Origin of the sequence: Nonomuraea sp. NPDC050643, from assembly GCF_040654715.1 — a bacterium.
Lineage (GTDB): Bacteria > Actinomycetota > Actinomycetes > Streptosporangiales > Streptosporangiaceae > Nonomuraea.
The window spans coordinates 13843-36751 of sequence record NZ_JBFAIM010000091.1 but is presented as its reverse complement, the minus strand read 5'-3'; the positions used below and the strand labels follow the sequence as shown (position 1 = coordinate 36751).

Annotated in this window: 25 protein-coding genes; 13 read left to right on the top strand and 12 right to left on the bottom strand. The window is 73.3% G+C overall.

Annotation, left to right across the window (positions count from 1 at the left end):
• The first annotated feature begins 43 nt into the window (after positions 1 to 43).
• Genes AB0I15_RS59920 through AB0I15_RS59910 form a run of 3 tightly spaced genes read left to right on the top strand, consistent with a single transcriptional unit; the run spans position 44 to position 4612 of the window.
• Positions 44 to 1732: an ABC transporter ATP-binding protein gene (locus AB0I15_RS59920; protein ID WP_358118206.1), complete on the top strand. Its 1689-nt coding sequence runs from the start codon at positions 44 to 46 to the stop codon at positions 1730 to 1732.
• Positions 1729 to 3483 carry an ABC transporter ATP-binding protein gene (locus AB0I15_RS59915; protein WP_358118204.1) on the top strand — a complete coding sequence of 585 codons (1755 nt, stop codon included), beginning with the start codon at positions 1729 to 1731 and terminating at the stop codon, positions 3481 to 3483. The genes AB0I15_RS59920 and AB0I15_RS59915 overlap by 4 nt, the downstream gene beginning before the upstream one ends.
• 10 nt (positions 3484 to 3493) lie before the next feature.
• The gene (locus AB0I15_RS59910; protein ID WP_358118202.1) at positions 3494 to 4612 is read left to right on the top strand and encodes an adenylyl-sulfate kinase; all 1119 of its coding nucleotides are present in this window, start codon (positions 3494 to 3496) and stop codon (positions 4610 to 4612) included.
• 18 nt (positions 4613 to 4630) lie between these two features.
• Here AB0I15_RS59910 and AB0I15_RS59905 read toward each other — a convergent pair whose 3' ends face one another.
• Positions 4631 to 5128 carry an FBP domain-containing protein gene (locus tag AB0I15_RS59905; RefSeq protein WP_358118200.1) on the bottom strand — a complete coding sequence of 166 codons (498 nt, stop codon included), beginning with the start codon at positions 5126 to 5128 and terminating at the stop codon, positions 4631 to 4633.
• 72 nt (positions 5129 to 5200) lie between these two features.
• Between AB0I15_RS59905 and AB0I15_RS59900 the strand changes: the two genes are divergently transcribed.
• Positions 5201 to 5776 carry a WHG domain-containing protein gene (locus tag AB0I15_RS59900; protein ID WP_358118199.1) on the top strand — a complete coding sequence of 192 codons (576 nt, stop codon included), beginning with the start codon at positions 5201 to 5203 and terminating at the stop codon, positions 5774 to 5776.
• Between the two features lie 120 nt (positions 5777 to 5896).
• Positions 5897 to 6253, top strand: a complete 357-nt coding sequence (locus tag AB0I15_RS59895) for a hypothetical protein (RefSeq protein ID WP_358118197.1) — start codon at positions 5897 to 5899, stop codon at positions 6251 to 6253.
• On the opposite strand, the gene AB0I15_RS59890 is transcribed toward AB0I15_RS59895, so the two are convergent.
• From AB0I15_RS59890 to AB0I15_RS59880, 3 genes are read right to left on the bottom strand one after another with little or no spacing between them, the layout of a single operon-like run.
• Positions 6240 to 6926: an alpha/beta fold hydrolase gene (locus AB0I15_RS59890; RefSeq protein ID WP_358118195.1), complete on the bottom strand. Its 687-nt coding sequence runs from the start codon at positions 6924 to 6926 to the stop codon at positions 6240 to 6242. The two genes, AB0I15_RS59895 and AB0I15_RS59890, sit on opposite strands and share 14 nt — an antisense overlap.
• Before the next feature lie 14 nt (positions 6927 to 6940).
• On the bottom strand, positions 6941 to 8131 hold the full coding sequence (locus tag AB0I15_RS59885) for a YbfB/YjiJ family MFS transporter (RefSeq protein WP_358118193.1): 1191 nt from the start codon (positions 8129 to 8131) through the stop codon (positions 6941 to 6943).
• Positions 8128 to 8958 (bottom strand): alpha/beta fold hydrolase, encoded by an 831-nt coding sequence (locus AB0I15_RS59880; RefSeq protein WP_358118191.1) that lies wholly within the window; start codon positions 8956 to 8958, stop codon positions 8128 to 8130. Before AB0I15_RS59880 ends, AB0I15_RS59885 begins: the two co-directional genes overlap by 4 nt.
• A gap of 79 nt (positions 8959 to 9037) precedes the next feature.
• On the opposite strand from AB0I15_RS59880, the gene AB0I15_RS59875 reads away from it, so the two are divergent.
• Complete coding sequence (locus AB0I15_RS59875) at positions 9038 to 9619, top strand: TetR/AcrR family transcriptional regulator (protein ID WP_358118190.1); 582 nt, start codon at positions 9038 to 9040, stop codon at positions 9617 to 9619.
• Here AB0I15_RS59875 and AB0I15_RS59870 read toward each other — a convergent pair.
• Positions 9594 to 10505: an NAD(P)H-binding protein gene (locus tag AB0I15_RS59870; protein ID WP_358118188.1), complete on the bottom strand. Its 912-nt coding sequence runs from the start codon at positions 10503 to 10505 to the stop codon at positions 9594 to 9596. The genes AB0I15_RS59875 and AB0I15_RS59870 overlap by 26 nt on opposite strands.
• An 81-nt stretch (positions 10506 to 10586) precedes the next feature.
• Between AB0I15_RS59870 and AB0I15_RS59865 the strand changes: the two genes are divergently transcribed.
• Together AB0I15_RS59865 and AB0I15_RS59860 are read left to right on the top strand one after the other, a co-directional pair.
• Positions 10587 to 11537: an AsnC family transcriptional regulator gene (locus AB0I15_RS59865; RefSeq protein ID WP_358118187.1), complete on the top strand. Its 951-nt coding sequence runs from the start codon at positions 10587 to 10589 to the stop codon at positions 11535 to 11537.
• A 152-nt stretch (positions 11538 to 11689) separates the two neighbouring features.
• Positions 11690 to 12607 (top strand): FAD-dependent monooxygenase, encoded by a 918-nt coding sequence (locus tag AB0I15_RS59860; RefSeq protein ID WP_358118185.1) that lies wholly within the window; start codon positions 11690 to 11692, stop codon positions 12605 to 12607.
• On the opposite strand, the gene AB0I15_RS59855 is transcribed toward AB0I15_RS59860, so the two are convergent.
• The 3 genes from AB0I15_RS59855 to AB0I15_RS59845 all read right to left on the bottom strand — a co-directional run bounded on the left by AB0I15_RS59855 (position 12604) and on the right by AB0I15_RS59845 (position 15008).
• Complete coding sequence (locus tag AB0I15_RS59855) at positions 12604 to 13695, bottom strand: serine hydrolase domain-containing protein (protein ID WP_358118184.1); 1092 nt, start codon at positions 13693 to 13695, stop codon at positions 12604 to 12606. The two genes, AB0I15_RS59860 and AB0I15_RS59855, sit on opposite strands and share 4 nt — an antisense overlap.
• A 189-nt stretch (positions 13696 to 13884) precedes the next feature.
• Positions 13885 to 14265: a VOC family protein gene (locus AB0I15_RS59850; RefSeq protein ID WP_358118182.1), complete on the bottom strand. Its 381-nt coding sequence runs from the start codon at positions 14263 to 14265 to the stop codon at positions 13885 to 13887.
• Entirely contained in the window at positions 14262 to 15008 is a 747-nt protein-coding gene (locus AB0I15_RS59845) for an ArsR family transcriptional regulator (RefSeq protein WP_358118181.1), read from the bottom strand. Before AB0I15_RS59845 ends, AB0I15_RS59850 begins: the two co-directional genes overlap by 4 nt.
• An 81-nt stretch (positions 15009 to 15089) precedes the next feature.
• Here AB0I15_RS59845 and AB0I15_RS59840 point away from each other — a divergent pair, with 81 nt between their 5' ends.
• Positions 15090 to 15671, top strand: a complete 582-nt coding sequence (locus AB0I15_RS59840; protein ID WP_358118179.1) for an XRE family transcriptional regulator — start codon at positions 15090 to 15092, stop codon at positions 15669 to 15671.
• Positions 15672 to 15675: 4 nt separating this feature from the next.
• Here the strand turns inward: AB0I15_RS59840 and AB0I15_RS59835 are convergent, their stop codons facing one another.
• The 3 genes from AB0I15_RS59835 to AB0I15_RS59825 form a co-directional block, all read right to left on the bottom strand.
• A complete protein-coding gene (locus AB0I15_RS59835; RefSeq protein ID WP_358118177.1) occupies positions 15676 to 16563 on the bottom strand; it encodes a PQQ-binding-like beta-propeller repeat protein in 888 nt (295 codons plus the stop codon).
• A 35-nt stretch (positions 16564 to 16598) separates the two neighbouring features.
• Positions 16599 to 16817: a hypothetical protein gene (locus AB0I15_RS59830; protein ID WP_358118175.1), complete on the bottom strand. Its 219-nt coding sequence runs from the start codon at positions 16815 to 16817 to the stop codon at positions 16599 to 16601.
• 70 nt (positions 16818 to 16887) lie between these two features.
• Positions 16888 to 17655: a phytanoyl-CoA dioxygenase family protein gene (locus tag AB0I15_RS59825; protein WP_358118173.1), complete on the bottom strand. Its 768-nt coding sequence runs from the start codon at positions 17653 to 17655 to the stop codon at positions 16888 to 16890.
• Positions 17656 to 17758: 103 nt separating this feature from the next.
• Here AB0I15_RS59825 and AB0I15_RS59820 point away from each other — a divergent pair, with 103 nt between their 5' ends.
• The 3 genes from AB0I15_RS59820 to AB0I15_RS59810 all read left to right on the top strand — a co-directional run bounded on the left by AB0I15_RS59820 (position 17759) and on the right by AB0I15_RS59810 (position 20610).
• Complete coding sequence (locus AB0I15_RS59820; protein ID WP_358118171.1) at positions 17759 to 18628, top strand: AraC family transcriptional regulator; 870 nt, start codon at positions 17759 to 17761, stop codon at positions 18626 to 18628.
• Between the two features lie 69 nt (positions 18629 to 18697).
• Positions 18698 to 19963 (top strand): ABC transporter substrate-binding protein, encoded by a 1266-nt coding sequence (locus AB0I15_RS59815; protein ID WP_358118169.1) that lies wholly within the window; start codon positions 18698 to 18700, stop codon positions 19961 to 19963.
• A 230-nt stretch (positions 19964 to 20193) separates the two neighbouring features.
• Positions 20194 to 20610, top strand: coding sequence for a hypothetical protein (locus AB0I15_RS59810; protein ID WP_358118167.1), 417 nt, complete (start codon positions 20194 to 20196; stop codon positions 20608 to 20610).
• 78 nt (positions 20611 to 20688) lie between these two features.
• On the opposite strand, the gene AB0I15_RS59805 is transcribed toward AB0I15_RS59810, so the two are convergent.
• Positions 20689 to 21738, bottom strand: a complete 1050-nt coding sequence (locus AB0I15_RS59805) for a substrate-binding domain-containing protein (protein ID WP_358118165.1) — start codon at positions 21736 to 21738, stop codon at positions 20689 to 20691.
• Between the two features lie 167 nt (positions 21739 to 21905).
• Between AB0I15_RS59805 and AB0I15_RS59800 the strand changes: the two genes are divergently transcribed.
• Positions 21906 to 22907 carry an asparaginase gene (locus AB0I15_RS59800; protein ID WP_358118164.1) on the top strand — a complete coding sequence of 334 codons (1002 nt, stop codon included), beginning with the start codon at positions 21906 to 21908 and terminating at the stop codon, positions 22905 to 22907.
• Positions 22908 to 22909 lie beyond the last annotated feature (2 nt).

Here is a 22909-nt window from a genome sequence, read left to right as displayed (position 1 = left end):
TAAGTTAGCCTTCCCTAAGTGATCTCGTGGGAAGGAGCGCCGGTTGGAGTCCGGGCGTGACGTACTGCTCCGTTCGATCGCAGGCCAGCGCCGCAGGCTCGCCGCCGGTTCGCTGCTCGGCGCCGGCCATCAGGCGGGCGAGGCGCTCGTCCCCGTCCTCATCGGCGTGGCCATCGACCAGGCCGTCGCCGGCGCGAACTGGGGGCGGCTGCTCCTGTGGCTGGCCGTCCTCGCCGTCGTCTACGTGGGCCTGTCCTTCAGCTACCGTTTCGGCATCCGCGTCGGTGAGCGCGCCGCCGAGGAGGCCGCGCACGACCTGCGCCTCGCCGTGGTCTCCCGCGTGCTGCATCCCGGCGGCGGGGCCGACGAAGGCCGCCTGCCCGGCGCGCTGACCAGCATCGCCACCGAGGACGCGCGCCGGGTCGGCGCCGTCACCATGGCCGTGCTGGCCGGCGTCGCCGCCCTCACCGGCCTGGCCGTGTCCACCGTGGTGCTGCTGCGCATGTCGATCCCGCTCGGGCTGATCGTGCTGCTCGGCACCCCCGCGCTGCTGTGGCTGGGACACCTGCTCAGCAAGCCGCTCGAACGCCGCAGCGAGGTCGAGCAGGAACGCGTCGCGCACGCCTCCGGCATGGCCGCCGACCTCGTCGCGGGCCTGCGGGTGCTCAAGGGCATCAACGCCGAGGGCGCCGCCGTCGAGCGCTACCGGCGTACCAGCCGGGACTCGCTGTCGGCCACCCTGCGCGCCGCCCGCGCCGAGGCGACGCAGAACGGCGTCGTGCTCGCCCTCACCGGCGCGTTCATCGCGCTGATCGCCCTGGTCGGCGGCAGGTTCGCGATCGACGGCGGCATCAGCCTGGGCCAGCTCGTCTCCGCCGTCGGCCTGGCGCTGTTCCTGCAAGGGCCGCTGGAGCTGCTGGCCTGGGTCAACGCCGAGCTCGCCCAGGGCCGCGCCTCCGCCGGCCGGGTGGCGGCACTGCTGTCCGCGCCGCCCGCGGTCACCGGCGGCGGGCGCGACCTGCCCGGCGAACCCGAGGGCGCGGTACGGGTGCGCGACCTCACCTACGGCGGCCTGCGCGGCTTCGACGCCGACATCGCCCCCGGCGAGCTGGTCGGCGTGGCCGCCACCGACCCGGCCGCCGCCACGGCGCTGCTGCGCTGCCTGGCCCGCCAGGCCGACCCCGAGTCCGGCACGGTCGAGCTCGACGGCGTGCCGCTGCGCGAGCTGGACCCCGCGCGCCTGCGCGAGGTCGTCCTGGTCGCCGAGCACGACGCGATCCTGTTCGAGGGCACGGTCCGCACGAACGTCGCCGCCGCCCCCGACGACGAGACCGCCAGTGCGATGGATGACGTGATGGCCGATGCGATGGGCGCTGCCTGCGCCGACGAGCTGCCCGAAGGCGCGGACACCCCCGTCAGCGAACGCGGCGGCTCCCTGTCGGGCGGGCAGCGCCAGCGCGTCGCCCTGGCCAGGGCCCTGGCGGCCCGGCGGCCGGTGCTGGTGTTACACGACCCCACCACCGCCGTGGACGCCGTCACCGAGTCACGCATCGCCGAGGGCATCAGGCGGGTCAGGCGCGGCCGTACCACGATCGTCGTGACCACCAGCCCCGCGCTGCTCGCCGTGGCGGACCGGGTGCTCCTGCTGGACGGCGGACGGGTGAGCGACGCCGCGCCGCACGCGGACCTGCTCCGGCGCAACGCCGGCTACCGTACGGCGGTGCTCGCATGAGCGCGCCCCGCGAACTGCTGCCCACCGCGACCCCGGCCCGCACCCGGGCGGCGGTGTGGCGGATCCTCCGCCCGCATCGAGGGCCGGCCACCGCCGCGCTCGGCCTGCTGGTCGTGGCCACCTCCGTCGGCCTGCTCACCCAGCCCCTGCTCGGCTGGGTGGTGGACCTGGTCGCCGGCCGCCGTCCGGCCGCCGAGCTGACCACGCCGGTGACGCTGCTGGTGCTCGTCGGGGCGGCGCAGGGGGTGCTGACGGCGTACGGGCTGGTGCTGGTGTCCCGGCTGGGGGAGACCGCGCTCGCGGACCTGCGTGAGCGATTCGTCGAGCGGGTTCTCGCCCTGCCGCTCGAGCGGGTCGAGCGCGCCGGCTCGGGCGACCTGACCGCCCGCGTGACCCGCGACGTGGCGCAGGTCGCCGAGGCCGTCCGTTCGGCGCTGCCCGCGCTGGCCCGCTCGCTGCTGTCCATCGGGCTGACGCTGGTGGCGATGGCGCTGCTCGACTGGCGGTTCCTGGTCGCGGCGCTGCTGGCCGTGCCGGTGCAGTTGCACACCGCCCGCTGGTACGTACGCAACGCCGTGCCTCTCTACGCCGCCCAGCGGGTCGCGACGGGGGAGCAGCAGCAGCACCTGCTCGACGCCATCGGCGGCGCGCCGACCGTGCGCGCCTACCGCGCCGAGGCCGAGCACCTGGACCGGGTCACCCGCCGGTCCCGCGCGGCGGTCGACCTGACCATGCGCGGCGTACGGCTCGTGCTGCGCTTCTACAGCCGCCTGCACATCGCCGAATACGTGGGACTGGCCGCCGTGCTCGCGGCCGGGGTGTGGCTGGTGAGCGACGGCGCGGCCAGCGTCGGCACCGCCACCGCCGCGGCGCTGTACTTCCACAACCTGTTCGGGCCGGTCAACACCGCGCTGGCGCTGCTGGACGACGCCCAGTCGGCGAACGCGAGCCTGTCACGCCTGGTCGGCGTCGCCGACGAGGCCACGCGGGAGAGCGCGCGGATCGGGCGGGAGCACTCCGGGGTGACCGTACGCGATCTCGGCCACGCCTACGAGCCCGGCCGTCCGGTGCTGCACCGCGTCGATCTCGACATCAAGCCCGGCGAGCGCGTCGCCCTGGTGGGGGCGAGCGGCGCCGGCAAGACCACGCTGGCCAAGCTCATCGCCGGCATCCACGAGCCCACCACCGGCACCGTCGAAGTGCCCGCCGGCATCGCCATGGTCACCCAGGAGGTGCACGTCTTCGCGGGGCCGCTCGCCGACGACCTGCGCCTGGCCCGTCCGCGGGCCACCGACGACGACCTGCGCGCCGCCCTGGCCACGGTGGACGCGCTCGCCTGGGTGGAGGCGCTGCCCGACGGCCTGGCGACGGTCGTCGGCGAGGGCGGTCACCGGCTCACCGGCGCGCAGCGCCAGCAGCTCGCGCTGGCCCGGCTCGTCCTGGCCGACCCGCCCGCGGCGGTGCTCGACGAGGCCACGGCCGAGGCCGGCAGCAGCGGCGCCCGCGTGCTGGAGCGGGCCATCGAGAGCGCCATCGACGGCAGGACCGCGCTGATCGTGGCCCACCGTCTCACCCAGGCGGCCTCCGCCGACCACGTCGTGGTCATGGAGGACGGCCGTGTGGTGGAGCGCGGCTCCCACGACGACCTGCGCGCGGCCGGCGGCAGGTACGCCACCCACTGGGCCGCCTGGACCGACCACCGGCCCGAGGACGCGGAAAAGGGTTCGCCCCCGGCGGAGGCGGCCCGCTAGGGTCGCGCGGATGGGTGACGATCGGCTGCCTCTGCTCTGGTTGTGCGGTCCCTCGGGCGTCGGCAAGTCCACGGTCGGCTGGGAGGTGTTGGCTCAGCTCAGCGGCGAGGGCGTCACGACGGCCTTCCTCGACGCCGACCAGATCGGCCTGTGCCACCCCCTGCCGGAGGACGCCGTCCATCGCCTGCGCGCCCGCAACCTCGCCGCCCTGTGGCGCAACTTCCGGCAGGAGGGCATGCGCGCGCTGGTCCTCGCCGGTTTCGTGGACACCGAGGAGGAGGTTCGCGCGTACGCCGGCCTGCTTCCGGACGCCGCGTTCACGGTGTGCCGGCTGCGCGTCGGCACCGCCGAGCTGAGGCGGCGCTTCCTCGCGCGGGGCTGGCGCCCGGACCTGGTCGAGGGGGCCGTGGCCGAGGCGGAGGGGCTCGACCGCAGCGGCTTCGCCGGGGTGTGCGTGGACACCGGCGGTCTGACGGTGGCGCAGGCGGCCCGGCTGGTGCGGCAGCGGACCACCGGGGAGCCGGGCGTCGTTCCGGCCGGCCCGCGCGACCTGACCTCCCCGGCCCCGGCCGGTCCCGGACCCGTGCTGTGGGTGTCCGGTGCGACGGCGGCGGGGAAGTCGACGGTCGGTTACGAGCTGTTCCGTCAGGTCTGCCAGAGCGGCGTACGGGCGGCCTACGCCGACGTGAAGCAGATCGCGGCCCTCCGCCCGGCCGCCGGGGACGGCGCACTGAAGATGCGCAACCTCGCCGCCGTGTGGGCCGGATATCGCGCCGAAGGGGCCCGGTGTCTGATCGTCTCCGGGGAGGCCGACTCCGACGACACCGTCCGCGCCTACGCCGAGCTGCTGCCCGGCGCGGCCCCGGCCGTCTGCCGCCTGCACGCCGGCCCCGCGGCACTGGCCGAGCGCGTCGCGGCGCGCGGCAGGGGAGGCGGGCCCGCGATACCGGGCGACGAGCTGAGAGGGCTCGGCGCGGCCGATCTCGACCGCGTCACCGAACGCGCCGTCCGTGAGGCCGAGGCGCTCGACCGCGCCGGGGCGGGCCGGTGGCGTGTCGGCACCGACGGCCGCTCGGTGGAGGAGATCGTCGCCGAGATCAGGGAGCGCATCGGCGACTGGCCCGGCTGAGCCCTCACCGTCGGTGCTTCACTGGGTGATCCTGTCCAGGAACGCGTTCAGGTTGGCGTGCAGGCGGGTCACCTTCTCCTCCAGGGACAGCGACTCCTCCAGGCCCCCTCCGGCAACGGACTCCTTCGTGCCCCGCACGTAGAGCGAGCAGTGCAGGTCGCTGCAGAGATATTGCCCCACCGTGTTGCCCAGGCGGCCGGCCTCGCCGGTGCGGCGGGCGGCCATCAGCGCCACCCCGCCGCCGGTGCGCGTGGTCAGGCACAGCGAGCACATGCTGCGCGAGGTGAACCCGCGCCCGCCGCCGGAGGTCACCCGTAGCGCGATCCCGACCAGCCGGCCGTCCCGCTCGCTGACCAGATAGGTGCGTTCGGGCGCGCCCGGATCTCGCCACCCGAGGAAGTCGAGCTCCTCCCATGGCTGCTCGTCGAGATCCTTGGGCAGGCCGAGCCGCTTGGCCTCGCCTTTGGAGCAGTTGACGAAGGACGTGCGGATGTCACTCTCAGTGATTGCTCTCATGAGGGCGAGGCTAGTCAAAGCTAAGGCTATTATGCAAATACATAAAGAGTTTAGGTTTGGGGAGGACGCTCCATGGCCCGCGCGGGGGTGACCGTCGACCGCCTGACACAGGTGGCGGCGGATCTGGCCGACGAGATCGGCTTCGACAACGTGACCGTCACGGCGCTGGCCCGCCATTTCGGCGTCAAGGAGGGCAGCCTCTACTCCCACGTCAGGAACATGCGGGACCTGCGGGTGAAGGTGGCGCTGTTCGCGCTGGCCGAGCTCGCCGACGAGGTCGGCGCCGCGCTGGCCGGGCGCTCGGGCAAGGACGCCCTGGTGGCCTTCGCCGACGCCTACCGCGACTACGCCAGGAAGCACCCCGGGCGCTACGCCGCCACCCAGTTCCCGCTCGACCCGGAGGCCGCGGCGGCCAGCGCGGGCGTGCGGCACGTGGAGATGTCCCGGGCGATCCTGCGCGGCTACCGCATCCCCGAGTCCGACCACATCGACGCGATCCGGCTGCTCGGCAGCACCTTCCACGGGTTCGTGAGCCTGGAGGGCGCGCAGTCCTTCCGGCACTCCAGCGACGTGCGCGGCACGGACGCCTCCTGGTCCAGAATCCTGGACGTCCTCCACACCGCCCTGTCCGCCTGGCCCCCGGACTGACCCCCGGACCGATCCCCGGACCGACCGCGCGCCGGTCGCTCAACAGGAGCTCGACATCGGCTCAACATCGCGCCGCCTACGTTGCCCTCATCGCAGGAAGACGACAAGGGAGGGCATGAGATGACGCCGACCAGGATCATCGGTCGCGCCGCCGCGACGGCGACGGCGCTCGTGATCGCCTCGGGCGCCCTGGCCGGGGCGGCGAACGCGGAGACGCGCTCCGCGACCGGCGCGGCCGGGGTGGGCGCGCGGGTCGCGGAGGCCGGGATGTTGTGGCCGTGCAAGGTCAAGACGCGGTGGCGCAGTAAGGTGTTCTCGAAGAAGACCACCAGGTCGAGCTCCTACTGGGTCAAGAAGGGCACCGTCTTCCACGGCTACTGCTGGGCCGGCGGGCCCGTGTCGAAGTGGACGCCGGTCAGGCGCGGCTTCAACGGCAAGGACCGGTACGTCTGGCACACCAATCTCAAGATGATCTGAGCCGCGATCCCGCGGCCTCGAGCAGGATCTTCAGCAGGTCCCCGGGCGCGTCCCGCATGAGGTTGTGCCCGCCGTCCAGCGCGTACGTCACCCACGCGGGGTCCGCACGCAGCCGCTGGTAGACGGGGGTGAAGGGGGACTCCCCGTCCCAGCCCGCCGCGTACACGTAGACCCGGTGCCCGACCCGTGCCGGGTCGCCGGTGAGGCGGAGCGGCTGGAGCAGCGAGGCGATCGGGTGGGGTGTGGCCCGGGCGTCGAAGAACGGCAGGGGGCGCACCGCGTACCCGCTGTCCACCACGTCCGTGTACCACTGCCGCTCCCGGTCGGAGACCAGGCTCCAGCACGAGTCGCCGTCGCCCGGCACCACCGCGTCCAGGTAGACCAGGGCGGCCACGCGGCCGGGCAGGCGGTCGGCGACCCCCGTGATCACCATTCCGCCGTAGCTGTGGCCGACCAGGACGGCGTCGTGGACGTCCTCGGCCTCGAGGACGGCGGTCACGTCCTGGAGGTGGGTGTCGAGGTTCACCCCGCCGGACAGCAGGTGGCCGCGTTCGCCGAGGCCGGTCAGCGTCAGCGGGAGGACGCGGTGCCCGTGGTCGCGCAGGCGCCCGGCCAGCTCGTCGAAACACCAGCCGCCGTGGCACATGCCGGGGATCAGGACGAAAGTCGCCATGGTCGTTCGCTCCTTCATCGTGGGGTGTGGTCGGGAGCCTCGGCGGGCGCCCGGCTCGGGGAACGGCTTGCGGTGGTGGCGATCAGCGCCGCCGCGGCGCACAGGATCGCGGTCCAGGCCAGGGTCGCGGTCGTCGAGGTGCGGTCGGCGAGGAGCCCGGCCAGCCACGGGCCGGCGGTCTGCCCGGCGGCGAACAAGGTGGTGAAGGCCGCCAGCGCCGAGGTCCAGCCGGCGGGTGGGGTGGCGGTCTTGATGAGCGCGGTGACCGCGGCGGGGACGCCCATGAACGTCGCCCCGTACACGATGGCGGAGGCCAGGATGATCGGCGGGGCCGGCGAGGTGAGGGCGAGCGCCGCTCCGACGGCCAGGACGGCGAGCAGCGCGGCGAGGGCTCTGCCGCCGGGCCAGTGGGTGATGGGACGGCTCCACAGGAACGGCGCCGCCATGACGGCCAGCCCCAGCACCGTCCAGGTGAACGTCACCTGCGCGACCGGCGCGTCCCGGTCCGCGAGGTAGGCGGACAGGAAGGTGATGTAGGTGATGTAACCGGCGGCGAACAGCAGGTAGGCCAGCGCCGGCCGCCACAGCGAGCGCACCGGCATCGGTGGCCGGCCCGTGCCGGCGGCCGGGGCGTCGTGGTCCGCGCCGGTACGCGCGGCGCTCCAACTGGCCAGGGCCGCCAGCCCCGCGGCGACGGCCAGGCCGCCCCAGGCGAGCTGCCAGCGATCCCCCAGGGCCGGGATGGTCGCGCCGCTGAACACGATGCCCAGCCCGGTCCCGGCGAAGTAGACGGCGATGGGCATGCCGGAGGAGACGTCGGTGGCCAGGCGCGCCGCGATCACCCCGCCCGTGACGAACACCAGGGCCCCGGCCGCCCCGGCGGCGGCCCGCAGGCTGAGCAGCGCCGCGTAGTCGCCGCTGAGCGGGGTGGCGGCGAGCGCCACCGCGGTGAGGACCATTCCCCAGCGGAAGGTGGCGGCGGTGCCCAGCCGCCGCCTCACGACGGGGGTCGCCAGCGCGCCGAGAAGATAGCCGAGCCCGTTGGCGGCGCTCATCGTCCCGGCTTCGGCCAGGGTCCAGCGCAGGTCGTCACGCATGGCCGGTAGCAGCAGCCCGTAGGCGAAACGCGCCAGCCCGAGCGCCGAAGCGGTGCCCAGAGCCAGCCGCAGCGCCCGCCACTGGGCCTGCCGTTGGGCGTGTCTCATGGGCACCGTGCCAAGAAGTCCACGATCGTGCGCGCCAGGGTCACGCGGTGGTCCGACAAGGCGTGGTCGGTCGGGAAGAGGTGGTGTTCGAGGTGCTCGACGGGCTGCGCCCGGTACGCCGCGACGACCGGTTCGTGGTGCACGTCGTACGGGGTGACGGCATCGAGACCGGTGCCGATCAGCAGCACCGGGCGGTCCGCCAGCAGCGGCGCGAACCCGGCCAGCCGCCACGAGTCGCCGGCCGCCTCCATCTCGCCAACCAGTGCCTCCCCGCTGGTGCCGCGAAGGGGGCCCAGCTCGCCGGCGAACGCCTCGACGTAACCCGCCCGGACCCCCGGATCGGCCCGGCAGAGCGCGGCCACCGTGCCGAAGTCGAACCCGGCCACCGAGGCGACCGCCGCGACGGACGGTTCGGCCGCCGCGGTCATCAGCGCGGCGAAGCCGCCCAGACTGTGGCCGATCAGCACCGGCCGCCGCGGATCGAGCCGATGGGCGGCCGCGAGCCCCTCGTCGCGCAGCCCGGCCACGACCGCGGCCGTGTCCTCCAGCACATGGCCCCATGACCACGAACCGCCGACGCCCCACGAGCCGCGATAGTGGAACACCAGCGACGCGTAACCCGCGCGCCGCAGCACCTGCGCCAGGTCGAAGTTGCGCTCGTTGCCGGGAAATCCGTGCAGCAGCACGACGACCGGGTGCGGCCCGCGTCCCGCCGGCACGTGCAGGACGCCGTGCAGGGGCACGCCCCCGCTGTCGAAGGTCAGCGCGGGCGTGGTGGCCGGGAAGTCCGGGTCGCGCGGCGGGTCGGCGGCGAACGGATCTGGCATGGCGAGGCTCCCAAGGTCGAACCGATCGGTACGATCTGAGACGTTAGCAGTCGATCGAACCGAGCGGTACCATCTATCCATGCCAGTCGCCAAAGGCTCGACGATCGACCCGGCCCGCACCCGCGCCACCATCCTCGAGGCCGCCACCGCGGTGCTCTACGAGCGCGGGCTCGACGGCATCGGCGTCGCCGAGCTCTGCACCCGCCTCGGCGTCTCCAAGGAGACGCTCTACCGGCACTTCGGCACCAAGGAGGGCCTCGTCGAGGCCATGCTCCGGCAGCGCAGCGACCGGGTCACGCAGTGGCTGGCCGCGGCGGCCGAAGCCGCCGGCGACGACCCGCGCGACCAGCTCACCGCCGTGTTCGACGCCCTCCAGCGGTGGTACGACGACCCGGTCTTCCGCGGCTGCGCGATGCTCAACGCGGCCGCCCAGCACCACGTCGAGACCGTCCGCGCCATCACCGCGCGTCACCTCCGCCGCTACCTCGACCTGCTGACCGGCATCGCCGAGCGCGCCGGAGCCGCCGATCCCCACCTGCTCGCCCGGCAGCTCCTCATGCTGGTCGAGGGCGCGACCGTCGTCGCCGCGCACCACGACGGCGCCGGGGCGGGCGAGCACGCCCGCCAGGCCGCGCTCACCCTGCTGTCCGCCGCCTCCTGACCCGCCCGGCGCCGTCGCCCTCGGCGCGAACCGGGCCGCCGAAGCCGGCGGCGTGCTCGGCGGCCCAGACCGACAGTGGCGTGGCGGGGGCGCCGGTGAGGTCGCGTACCGAGGAGGTGAGGGCGGGCGGCGGGGCGGCGGCCATGGTGGCGTAGCCGTCGAGCAGGTCGTCGGCGAAGTCGTCCGGGAAGGCCGGGTCGGCCGACAGGCGCTCGCGCTCCTCCTCCCGGGTCAGCTCCCGCCAGCGCAGAGGGCGCCCGATCGCCTCGCCGATCACCCGTACCTGCTCGGCCTGGGTGAGCCGGTCGGGGCCGGTGAGCGTGTAGCGGCGCCCGGCGTGTCCGGGCCCGGTCAGCGCGCGGACGGCCACGGCCGCGATGTCGTCCTCGTGGATCGGCGTCATGACCAGCGACCCGTAGGCCCCGCGTACGGTGTCGCCCGCCCTGATCTGCCCGCTCCACCACAACGTGTTGGCCATGAACGTGCTGGGGCTCAGCACCGTCCACTCCAGGCCCGACCGCTCGATCAGGCGCTCCACCGTGGCGTGCCAGCGGGCGACCGGGTTCGGCTGGTCCTGCGGGGCCACGCCGGGAAGGGCGCCGCCGCCGGTCATGAACACGACGCGACGGGTGGCGCGGGCGAGCGCGTCGATGAGGGGCCGCGCCGGTTCGGCCGAGTGGAAGGGCCACATGAGGAACGCCGCCTCGACGCCGTCCAGGGCGCCGGGCGCGGTCAGGCCGGAGGCGATGACCTCGACCCCGGCGGGGAGCCCGGCGGATTCCGGCGTGCGGCTGGTGGCCCGTACGGCGGCGCCGGCCCAGGTCAGCCGCTCGACCACCCTCCTGCCGACGTTTCCGGTGGCTCCGAAGACCAGATATGTGCTCATGCGCCGACCCTCGCCCCTGGGCGGCGGTAACCGCCCCTCGGAGAGCACTTAACGGCGATAAATCGCATGAGAGCATGAGATATGGCGAAAACCAGCGTGCTGGGGGAGGCGGATCGCGCTCTGGCGCACGCGCTCCAGCTCGACGGCAGGGCCTCCTTCCGTGCGATCGCCGAGGTCCTCGGCACCTCTGAGCACACGGTCGCCCGCCGCTACCGCAGGCTGCGCGCCGACGGCCTGGTGCGGGTGGTCGGCCTGCTCGACGGCCTGCGGTCGGGGCGCACCTCGTGGGCCGTGCGCCTGGTGTGCGTGCCGGACGCGGCCGTCCCGATGGCCGAGGCGCTGGCCCGCCGCGACGACACCGCGTGGGTGCGCCTGCTGTCCGGGGGCACCGAGATCGCCTGTGGCGTCCAGGCCGACGAGGACGGAGAGGCGCCGCTGCTGCGGAGACTGCCCCGGACCCCGCGCGTCGTCTCCATGTCCGCGCACGCGACGCTGCACCTGTTCGCCGGATGGCGCAGCCGGGTGGCGGCGCTCTCCGACGAGCAGGCCGCACGGCTGAGCCCGGCTCGGGCGCGGGAGGGGGAGATCTCCGTGAGCCCGGAGGACCACGCGATGCTGCGGGTGCTGGCCCACGACGGCCGGGCCGGGTACGCCGAGCTGGCGGCGGCCTGCGGATGGTCGCAGACCACCGTACGGCGGCGGCTGGACCAGTTGCGCGACGGCGGCGCGCTGCGGTTCGACGTCGAGATCCCCATGCCGGCGCTGGGCTACCGGGCCGAGGCCTGGCTGTGGATGAAGGTGGAGCCGCGCGCCCTGGCCGCGACCGGCGAGGCGCTGGCCGCGCACGCCGAGGCCGACGTGGTCGCCGCCACCACCGGGCCGGCCAACCTCATGGTCGGCGTGACCTGCCGCGACACCCGGGACCTCTACCGCTACCTGACCGAGCGGGTGGCGCCGCTGGACGGAGTGCGCGAGGTGGAGACCGCGCCGGTGATCCGCACGGTCAAGCGCGCCGGCGCGCTATTGCCCTGAGCCGGGTTCGAGCCCGATGAGCCGGGCCAGGAGGGCGACCTGGTCGGCGAAGCGGGCGACGAAGTCGGGGGCGGTGGGGTCGGTGCCGCAGACGCCCTCGATGACGTGCGGCAGCGTGGTGGGCCGCCTACACCCACCACCTGCGGCCGGTCATGGCGCAGAGGTTCCCGGGGATCAACGACGACGAGATCACGAACGTGGACCGGAACACCTTCCGGCAGGGCCTGCTCGCCGGCCTGCCCGGCACCGTCCACTTCGGCCGGACGGTGACCGGCTACCGGATCACCGACGCCGGCCGGGTGCGGGTGGCCTTCGCCGACGGCGGCCACGACGAGGGCGACGTGCTGGTCGGCGCCGACGGCGTCGGCTCGGCCGTACGCCGCGGGCTGCTCCCGCACGCCACGGTGCGAGACCTCGGCCTCCGGTGCGTCTACGGCCGGATGGCGCTCACCGAGAGCACCGAAGCCCTCGTGCCGGAGGTCCTCCGCCGCGGCTTCTCCTGGCTCTCCGACGACACCGGCTGCGGCGCCGGGTTCGCACCCGTGCGGTTCCGCTCCCGCCCGCAGGACGTGCCGGACTACCTGATGATCACCCTCCTGGCCACCCCGGAACGTCTCGGCCGCCCGGACGAGGAACTGTTCCGGCTGCCGCCGGAGGACCTGTGGAAGCTCACCACCGACCTGACCGCCGGGTGGGACCCCGGCGTCCGGGAGCTCTTCGCCCGCGCCGACCGGGACGGCTTCTTCCCGATCACGATCCGGGCCGGTGTGCGCGTCGAGTCGTGGCGGTCCGGCCCGGTCACGCTGCTCGGCGACGCCGTCCACACCATGCCGCCGACCGGCGGCGTCGGCGCCAACACCGCACTGCAGGACGCCGCGACACTGGCCGGCGAACTGCTCGCCGCCGCGCGCGGCGAACAGTCGATCGCCGACGCCGTGGCCGCCTACGAACGGGTCATGCTCCCGCGCGGCTTCGACACCATCGACGACTCGCTCCGGATGGCCGCCCGGCTCTTCGGCTCACCGCCCGCCGACGGCGGCCCCCACCCTTTCGACGTCCTTCACCGCTAACGGCACAGCGCGGCGGTCAGCAGGGCCAGGGCGGCCTGCTCGGGGTCGCCGGAGAGCGGCGTCATCGACAGCGCGACCTGTCGCGAACCGTCGGCCGAGCTGAACGCCACCGTCTTGTAGAACGGGCCGCCGCCGTGACCCCAGGCGGTGCCGCACGGCAGGGGTCCCGCCTCCAGCCCCAGCCCGTACTCCTCGGTCCTGCCCAGGTCCTTCATCTCCTTCAGTTGCGCCGGGCGCAGCAGCCCGCCCTGGAAAAGCGCCCGGTAGAAGCGATTGAGGTCCGCGGTGGTGGAGATGATCTCCCCGGCCGCGCCCGCCATCGTCGGGTCGAACCGGGTGAGGTCGACGGGGACGACCTTGCCCTTCCTGGTCACCGGCACATACGCGTGGGCGTGCGGGCCGGGCACGGCGGGTGAGGCGCCGGGCAGGTGGGTGTGCCGCAGGCCGAGCGGCCGCAGGATCCGCTTGCCGATCTCCGCCGCGTACGAGCCGCCGGTGACCCGCTCGATCAGCAGGCCGAGCACGATGTAGTTCGTGTTGGAGTAGTCGAACCCGGCCCCGGGCGCGAGCCTGCGGGGGAGGGCCTCCGCCCTGGCCACCAGTTCGCGGGCCGACCAGGTGCGGTAGCGCTGCCGGGGGACGCCCCACCTGTCCATCATGCCGGTCGTGTACTCGGGAAGGCCGCTGGTGTGCTGGAGCAGGTGCCTGACCGTGATGCCGGCTCCCCGGTCCACGAGCCCGGGAAGCCACCGCTCCACGCTGTCCGACAGGCTCAGCCTCCCCTCGCCCACGAGTTGCAGCACCACGGTCGCGGTGAACGACTTGGTCACGCTCCCGATCCGGAACCGCCCGTCCACCGGGGCCGGCCGGGCGGCGCCCAGCCTCGCCCTGCCGCTGGCGCCGCGCCAGACCTTGTCCCCATCGCGCACCTCGGCGATCGCGGCCACCGCGCCGCCGGCGACGACCCTGTCCAGCAGCGCCTGAAAATCGGGCTCTCCGCCCGGAGCCGCGTCGGCCGCGGCCGACGCGGCCAGGATCGACAGGGTCAAAGCCGCCACGACCGCCGTACGGGTGCCTCTTGCCTTCATCGTGCCCCTCCGATTCGCGGGGCCCGGCTCTCGGGCCCCGCGACATCAAGATCGGGCTTGACACGGCTGTCGGACATCGGAGGGATCACCTACGGAAACCCTGATTGCCGGACGGCGATCTCCGACCTGGGCAGTAGGCCCGGATCGGCCGTTCGGCCATGTCGCCGGGGCCCGCCCCGGAGCGCGGGGTCAGGCGGTGGCGGGTTCGAAGAGTTCGACGAGGTTGCCGGCGGGGTCGGTGAGCAGGATCTGGCGTCCGCCGGGGCCGGCGACCACGTCGCTGCGGAAGGACAGGCCGGCGTCGCGGAGCCGGGCGATCTCGGCGTCGAGGTCGCCGACGAGGAGGTGGACGCGGTTGCGGCCGGCGGCGGTGCCCCGCGGGGTCGCGCGGGCGCCGGAGCTGGCCGGGCCGGACAGCAGGAGGCGCAGCGGCCCGCGTACGACGTCGGCGAAGGCGGGCGCGGCGTCGAGCCGCAGGGTGAAGCCGAGATGGGAGGTGTAGAAGTCGACGGCGGCGCTCACGTCGTCGACGAGGTAGCGGACACCGGCGAGCTGGTCGGACGCGGTCATGATCGGACCTCCTGAGGTGTGAGGAGCGGCAGCAGGTGGTGGATGCGGGTGTCGATCTCCTCCGCCATGCGGGCGAAGGCCGGGTAGGCGTCCGTGGCCGGATCGGGGATGCTCCAGTGGGCCCGGCGCGGACGGCCGGGGAAGTCGGGGCACACCTCGCGGACCTTGTCGCACAGGCTGATCACGTGGTCGAACCGGTGTCCGGCCACGGTGTCCAGGTGCCGCGGCCGGCCCGCCAGGTCGACGCCGTAGCGCTCGCGCAGGACCCGTACGGCGTCGGGGTGCGGCCCCTGCTTGGGGTGGCTGCCCGCGCTGGTCACCTCGACGTGGCCGCCGGCGCGGTGGCGGAGCAGGGCCTCGGCGATCGGTGAGCGGGCGCTGTTGCCGGTGCACGTGAACAGGACCGCGGGCCGGCGCCCTGGCGCCGGTGCGGCCGGCGGGACCGGCTGGAGGCGCAGGGCGGGGTGCAGGGACGTGCCGGTGGCGGTCAGCCCTTGGGCGCAGCGTTCGAGGTCGAGGTGGTAGTAGCTGTCGCGGGCGTCGTACGTGCTGCGCCGCGCGGTGACCAGGCCGCCGCCGCGCAGCAGCCGCAGATGGTAGGAGACGAGGTTCTGCGGCTGGCCCACCAGCTCCACCAGCTCGCGGACCCGGTAGTCGCTCGCGGCCAGCTCGGTCAGCAGCCGCCACCGCAGGGGGTGGGCGGCCAGCCGGACGAAGGCGGGTGCGGTCTGGGGCGACGCCATGACGTGAGAATACATCAAATGGGGTTGATGGACTCTCGTCTGACTTGCACATTTTCATGCCGTTTCGGCAAGGTGAGCGGCATGGACGAGCTGACCGCCGTACTCGCCGCCGTGGGGCCCCGCCTGCGCGTACTCCGCCGCCGGCGCGGCATCACGCTGGCCGACGTGGCGGAGGAGACCGGGATCTCCGAGAGCACGCTGTCGCGGCTGGAGAGCGGCGGGCGGCGCCCGAACCTGGAGCTGCTGCTCCCGCTGGCCCGGGTGTACGACGTCCCGCTCGACGAGCTGGTGGGCGCGCCGCCGACCGGGGATCCGCGCGTGCACCTCCGTCCGGTACGCCACCAGGGGATGACGTTCATGCCGCTGACGCGCCGGGCCGGGGGGATGCAGGCGTACAAGATGATCATCCCTGCCCGGGAGGGCGACGTCCCCGACCTCAAGGTGCACGAAGGGTACGAGTGGCTCTACGTCCTCAACGGACGGCTGCGCCTGCTCCTCGGCGACCAGGACCTCGTCCTGAGGCCCGGCGAGGTCGCGGAGTTCGACACCCACGTCCCGCACTGGCTGGGCGCCGACGGCGCCGAGCCGGTCGAGCTGCTCGTCCTGTTCGGCCACCAGGGCGAGCGGGCCCACCTGCGCGCCCGCTCGACCGGGCGGCCCTAGCGCCTCAGCCGACCACCCGGTCGTCGCCGATCCCCACGGTCACCACGGCCAGATCGCCGCGCATCACCCGCAGGCCGACCTCCTCCTCGAATCGGCGCCGGTCGATGACCTCGCCGGTGCGCGCGTCGAGCTTGACCACCGTCCGCTCGTCCCCCCTGACGTAGGCGACCCGGCCGTCCGTCAGCACGGCGTCCGACGTCCCGGCCGGCCGGTCCAGCGGGCGACGCCAGGCGATGCTTCCGTCGGCGACGCGGTAGGCGACGATCCCCGCCGGGGTGTCCACCAGCAGCAGCTCGGCCGTCACGCCGAAGGAGTCCACGCCCACGCCGTCGCGAAGCCCGGCCGCCGGGTCGCGCCAGATGACCTTCCCGTCCGCGGTTCCGCGGACGACGGGGCCGCCCCATTCGTCGAGGTTCACCAGCAGCCCGCGCCCGATGTCGCGGGCGATGTACGCCAGAGGGTCGATGGGCACCCGCCACCGCGGCGACCGGTCCCCGGCCCCGAGCGCGAAGCTCTGCGGCTTGCCGCATTGATGGTTGACCACCACGACCTCGCCCACGCCCCGGACCCCGTCGATGGGCCCGCACGACGTCTTCTGGAACCTGGACCAGACGGTCGCGCCGGTGCGGGTGTCCAGTGCGTCGACACGGCCGTCGTGCGGGACCACCATGATGCCGGAGCCGGCGACGGACAGCTCCCACATCGCATGCCACTCCCCGTCCATGGCCCGGCCGGCCTCGGCGGCCGGCCCGTCGGGGAGCCCGGTCTTCCAGACGATGCGCCCCGTCGGCACGTCGATGAGCGTGACCCGCCCGTCGCGCCACACGACCGAGAGGTGCCGGTCGTCCACTCGGACCCAGCCCACCAGGTCGTTCCACGGCCGCTGGTACACCCAGGCGTCGGCCCCGTCCGCGAGCCGTACGGCGGCTACCCCGGCCCTTGCCTGGTCACCGCCACGTCGCCGAAGAGCTCGCTGAGGTGGGGCGCCGGACCCAGGACGTCGATGGCCGCGGTGCCACGGCCGGGCGGCCGCCAGGGCTCGACGGGAACGCCCGCGCCCGGCCTGACGGCCTCGCCCGGCCACCCGACCACGGCCAGAATCGCGAGGCCGGCGAGGGTCGTCACGGTGGGGCGGATCAGTCGCATGCGCCCCAGTATGGCGATCAAGCTCCTGTCCGGAGCTCGAACTCCGGCGGGCTCTCGGGTGGCGCGGTCCTCAGGCTCCGGCGAACGGCATGTGCTCGCCCGGCGCGTACGTGGGGAACGGCTGGTAGACGTTCACGCCCGGGTCGCCGCGCAGCAGCAGGGCGGAGACGAACGGCTGCTGCTCGCTGGTGATCCGGGTCGAGGTCGGGATGTAGCGGATCGTCAGGCCGCAGCGGCGCCTGGGGGAGGTGTTGGCGTTGGAGGCGTGCAGGATGTTCGGATGGTGCACCTCCACGTCGCCGGGCGACAGCACCAGGTCCACGGCCTTCGACTCGTCCACGGTCACGGCGCTCTCCGAGCCCAGCACGTTGTCCACGTCGTCGCGCTGCCGCAGCGCGTGCAGATCGTCCCGGTGGGAGCCGGGGATCACCCGCAGGCAGCCGTTCTCCGTCGTGGCCTCGTCCACGGCCAGCCAGAGCGTGACCACCCGCATCGGCTCCAGCGGCCAGTACGCCCCGTCCTGATGCCACAGGACCGGTTTGCCGGCGAACGGGGGCTTGCTGATGTAGTGCGAGGCGAACAGCGCGATGTCGGGGCCGACGAAGAGCTCGGCGATGTCCAGCAGCCGTGCGTCGCTGACCAGGCGCACCCAGAAGGGGTCGCCGGCGACCAGTTCGGTGCCCAGGTCCTCGCCGAGCCGGTCGGGGTGCTTGGCCTGGAGCCAGGCGACGTGGTCGCTCGCCTCGGCGATCAGGTCGCGGTCGAGGACGTTGCGGAAGATCGTGTAGCCGTCGCGGTCGTAGTCCTGGAGAGTCCGGTCGACTTCCGTGATCACCATGTGCTCCTCATGGGGCCGTGGGTGGAGGCGTCGATCCGGATTCTTCGGTCTCCGTGGCCGGAGTTACTAGTAATCGGCGCTCCATAACTATTAATTTCCTGACATGTCGACCATTCTGCGCTGGGTCGAGTTCGCCGCCGGGCTGCCGTACCACGCCGCCCTCGTGCCCGTGACCGGCGGCCGGCGCGACCGGCCCGAACCGCACACCCACGCCGACTTCCACGAGCTCGTCCTCGTCACGGCGGGGGCCGGCACGCAGCGGGTCGGCCAGGCCGAGATGCCGCTGCGCGCGGGCGACCTGCTCCTGGTGCGGCCGCCCGACCGGCACGAGTTCGCCGCCACGGCGGCCGGCATGCGCTTCGTCAACATCGCCTTCCCCAGCGAACGCTGGCGCGCCTTCGCCGACCTCGCCGGGCTGGCGGGCACGGCGGACTGGGACCGGCGCGAGCTGCCGCCGATCGCCCGTACGGACCTGGACGGGCCGGTCGCCGCCGAGTTCGCCCGGGTGCTGGCCGCCTATACCGGCGCCCCGCGCGTCCTCGACCTGGTCAGGCTCTGGACGGCGGTGGTCCCGGCGCTGGAGCGGGCCGACGGCACGGTGGTGGACGGGCGGCCGGGCTGGCTGGTGTCGGCCTGTGTGGCGATGAGCCGCGAGGAGAACCTGCGCGAAGGGCTGCCCCGGCTGCTCGCGCTGGCCGCCGTCAGCTCCGGCCACCTGGCCCGCTCCATGGGCCGGCACTACGGCTGCACGCCGGTCGCGTTCGTGGCAGCGCGGCGGCTGGAGCACGCCGCCCTGCTGCTGGCCACCACGATGGAGGGGATCGGGGCGATCGCCCAGCGCTGCGGGTTCTCCGGCCAGTCGTACTTCGGCCGGCTCTTCCAGCGCAGGTACGGGATGGCGCCGCGCGACTATCGGGAGGCGGCGCGGCGGGCGGTGGTCCCCGCGGCTATGGACAGCCAAGATATCAAGTGATTAGATGACTCGCCACGGGTCCCGTTTCACCCCCACCGTGAGTATTTGTGAGCGAACAGGAGGCCGGGCATGAACCGGTCGCGTCCACTGCTTGTCGCCGCCGCCGTCTCCCTCGTCCTCGCCGCCTGCGGCTCGGGCGGCGACACCGCGCGGCAGCAGGCCAAGACCGAGCTGAAGCTCTACAACGACAAGGGGGCCTGGAGCAAATACTTCGACGAGATGGGCGCCCTGTCCAAGCAGCGGATCGGCCTGTCGATGAAGCCGGTCGGCTACACCGACGAGCCCACCTACCAGGCGTTCATCAAGGCGTCGTTCCGCACCGACGTCAAACCAGACCTGTTCACCTGGACGACGGGCGGGCGGCTGGCGGAGATCGTCGCGCAGAAGCAGGTGGCGGAGACCACCGCGCTCTGGCAGGAGGCGATCAAGAACGGCGACCTGTCGGCGGACCTGGCCGAGTACTACACCGTCGGCGGCAAGCAGTACTGCGTGCCGCTCAACGCGGCGTACTGGGGGATGTTCTACAACAAGAAGATCTTCGACCAGCACGGGCTGCAGCCCCCGAAGACCTGGGACGACCTCGTCAAGATCGCCGACACGCTCAAGCAGAACGACGTCAAGGCGTTCTACCACACCAGCGTGCTGTTCTCCTTCGTCTGGTTCGAGCAGCTCCTCGCCGGCACCGACCCCGACCTGTACGACCGCCTGTCCACCGGCCAGGCCAAGTACACCGACCCCGGCGTGGTCCAGGTCATGGAGCGGTGGAAGGCGATGATCGACGCCGGGTACTTCACCAACCCCGGTGACAAGACCGACCCGGGCGACGTGCTGAAGACCGGCAAGGCGGCGATGGTGTCGTTCGGCACCTGGTTCAACACGAGCATGACCCAGCGCGCCATGAAGGCGGGCACCGACTACGGCTTCTTCGTGATCCCGAACGTGAACCCCGCCCTCCCCAAGACCTCGATGATCTTCGAGAGCGGCCCGCTCTGCTCGCTGGCCAAGGCGCCCGACCCCGAGGCCAGCATGAAGTACCTCAAGTGGTGGGTGGGCTCCGAGGCCCAGGAGAAATGGGCCACCGCCAGGGGAGACGTCTCGGCCAACCCCAAGGTCGCCATCGCCGACCAGGCCATCGCGGAGGTCGGCAAGGCCGCGAGCGGCGGGGAGCACCGTCTGGTCAACCGCTATTTCGAGGCCACGCCGCCTCCGGTGCTGACCGCCGCGCTGGACGGTTTCAGCGCCTTCGTCGTCAAGCCGGACACCTACCAGAAGGTCCTGTCCGACATCCAGGCCGCCGCCGACGAGTACTGGAGCACCCACCCGAAGGGCAACTGATCCTCCCTGCTTCTCGCCGGACGGGGAGCGGCCGCAGGGCCTCTGACCTGGGCGGTTGAATTGTCCGGGGTCCGTCCAAAGTTCGCTGGACGGACCCCGGACGAAGATCCCTTGCCGTCCGCCGGCGCCGCCGGTCAGCGTGGTGGGCGAGCCCCGGCGCCGAGGTCGCCGCCCGTCGGGGGCGGCAGGCGAAGCCGGTCCGGGGCGTTCGCCGAGACAGGAAGAGGATCATGAAGTACTCGAAACTCGTCCCCGCGGTGGCCGGACTCGGGGCCGCCTTCGCGATGCTGACCATCCCGTCCGCCGCGACCGCCTCCACCCAGTCCTCCGCCACTTCCTCGTACGCCGCGTCATCCGCGTCCGGGGTCCAGGCGTCGAGCGCTCACCGGAAGTCCGCCTCATGCACCTCGCCGCGGGGAAAGAAGATCAACATCTCCTGGGGCGACGGGAACGTCTCCACGACCGTGTACTTCAACAACCACTGCAACCAGAAGCGGTGGATCGAGCTGAAGTTCGTCAAGTCGAACCACGACTACTTCTGGAAGTGCTTCTCGGTCAACCCGCGGACCAGCGGGAAGAAGAAGATCGGCAACTCCAACCCGGCCAAGGTCGTCATCACCAAGAAGATGGCGAACTGCCCGGTCTGACCCCGCACCTGACTCCCTGGGCCCCGCCACCGGCCGAAACGCCGGCGGCGGGGCCCAGGCGTGGGGTCAGGCGTGGGATCAGCGGTGCCGGACCGCCTCGGCGGGAGTGATCTTCATGAGGGCGGCGTACTGCTCCGGGTCGCTGGAGGCCCGCACCACGAGCTCCGGGCGCAGCAGCTCGGTCTCGGCGCGCCTGCCCTCCAGGACGCGTACGAGCTTGCGCAGCCCTCGCCGCCCCATCTCGTGCATGGGGGAGCGGACCGTCGTGAGCGGCACCGGCAGCTCGGCGACCAGCGGCGTGTCGTTGAAGCCCACGACCGCGAGGTCGACGCCCACGCGCAACCCGTGGTCGCGCAGCGCGCCGAGCGCGCCGATGGCGCCGAAGTCGTTGACCACGAACAGCGCCGACGGCAGCGGGCCCGCCTTGAGCACGCGCTCGGTGCCCTCGCGGCCGCCGCGCGCGTCGAAGCGCGAGTGGACGATCCGGTGCTCGGGGATCGGCAGCCCGGCCTCCCGGAAGCGGTCGGCGAACCCGCCGGTGCGGTTGATGCCGGTGCTCGCGTACGGCTCGCCGGCCACCACCGCGACGTCCTCGTGCCCGAGCCCCAGCAGGTGCTCGGCGACCATCCGCCCGCCGAGGTAGTCGTCGCACACCACCGACACATGCCCCGCCGCCTGCCGGTTGACCAGCACGAACGGCACGCCCCGCGCGGCCACCTCGTCGAGGAAGCCCGAGTCGGAGTGGGCGTCGCCGAAGATGATGCCGTCGACCCGGCGGGCGAGGACCATCTCGGTGCGGGCGCGCTGCTCCTCGGGGATGTCGCGGGTGTTGGCCACGAACGTGGACAGGCCGTGCTCGGCGGCGGCCTCCTCGACGCCCTCGTAGATCGTCGCCAGGACCACGTCGGACAGCCGGGGCACCAGCACGCCGATCAGGTTGCTCCGCTGGGTGCGCAGGCTCATCGCGTGGGGGTTGCGCTGGTAGCCGAGCTCGTCGGCGAGCCTGCGCACCCGCTCGACGGTCGGGCTCGACGCCGCGCGCAGCCCCTCGCCGGGCTTGGCGTGCAGCACCCGGGACACCGTGGAGACGTGGAGCCCGAGCTGATCCGCGATCATCTGCAGCGTCACCGGACGCGCCCTCTTGGCACCCATGTCCCTCGGCTTTCGGCGATCACGGCTTGACGGCTTACCTGATTTTAACGCGATGTTCTTGACATTCCGTAGTCGCAGGTCAGATGCTACCAAACGTTTGGCCCAAACGTTTGGGTAAACCGTTGCCGCAAGGAGGCCGCCGCGTGTCCAAGGTCATCGTCCTGTCCACTGGAGGGACCATCGCCACCCGCAGGAACGTGCGGGGAGTGGGTCTCGCCAAGGACTCGGCGGGCGAACTGCTCGGGCGTCTCCCTGAGGACCTCGGCGTGGCGCTCGAAGGGGTGGACGTGCTCTGCGCGGGCAGCTACCTGTTCACGCTCACGGACATGCGCCGGGTCGCGCTGAGCATCCGCGAGGCCCTGGCCGGCCCCGACGTGCTCGGCGTCGTCGTCACCCACGGCACCGACGGCATGGAGGAGACGGCGTACCTGGCCGACCTGTTCCACGCCGACCCGCGACCGGTCGTGTTCACCGGCGCGCAGCGCCCCGCTGACGCGCCGGACGGCGACGGGCCGCGCAACCTCGCCGACGCCATCGCGGTGGCGGCCTCGGGGCGGGCGCGCGACCTGGGCGCGCTGATCTGCTTCGACGGCCAGATCTTCGCCGCCGGGGGCACCCGCAAGACCCACACGCTGGCCATGGCCGCGTTCAGCGCGCCCGACGGCGGGCCGCTCGGGCGGGTCCGCGACGGACGGGTGAGCCTGGCCATGACGCCCGTCCGCGCCAAGCCGCTCGACCTGGACGCCTTCGACCCCGAGGGTGTCCGCACCGACATCGTCGCGCTGTATCCCGGCTGCGACGCGGCCGTGCTGCGCGCCGCGGCCGAGGCGGGCGCCACCGGGATCGTGCTCCAGGCGCTCGGCGCCGGCAACGCCAACCCGATGATCAGGGACGAGGTGGCCCGGCTGACCGGGTCGGGTGTCGTCGTGGCCCTGTCCACCCGGGTCGACGCCGGCCCCGTCGCCGCCCTCTACGGCAACGGGGGAGGGGCGGACCTCGTCGAGGCCGGCGCCGTACCCACCGGAACCCTCCGCCCGCCGCAGGCCCGCGTACTGCTCAGCGCGCTGCTCGGCGGCCATCGTGACCCGGCCCGCGTGCGCGAGGAACTGCGCGCGCGGACGTCTCCAACCGAAAGGACGAAGTGATC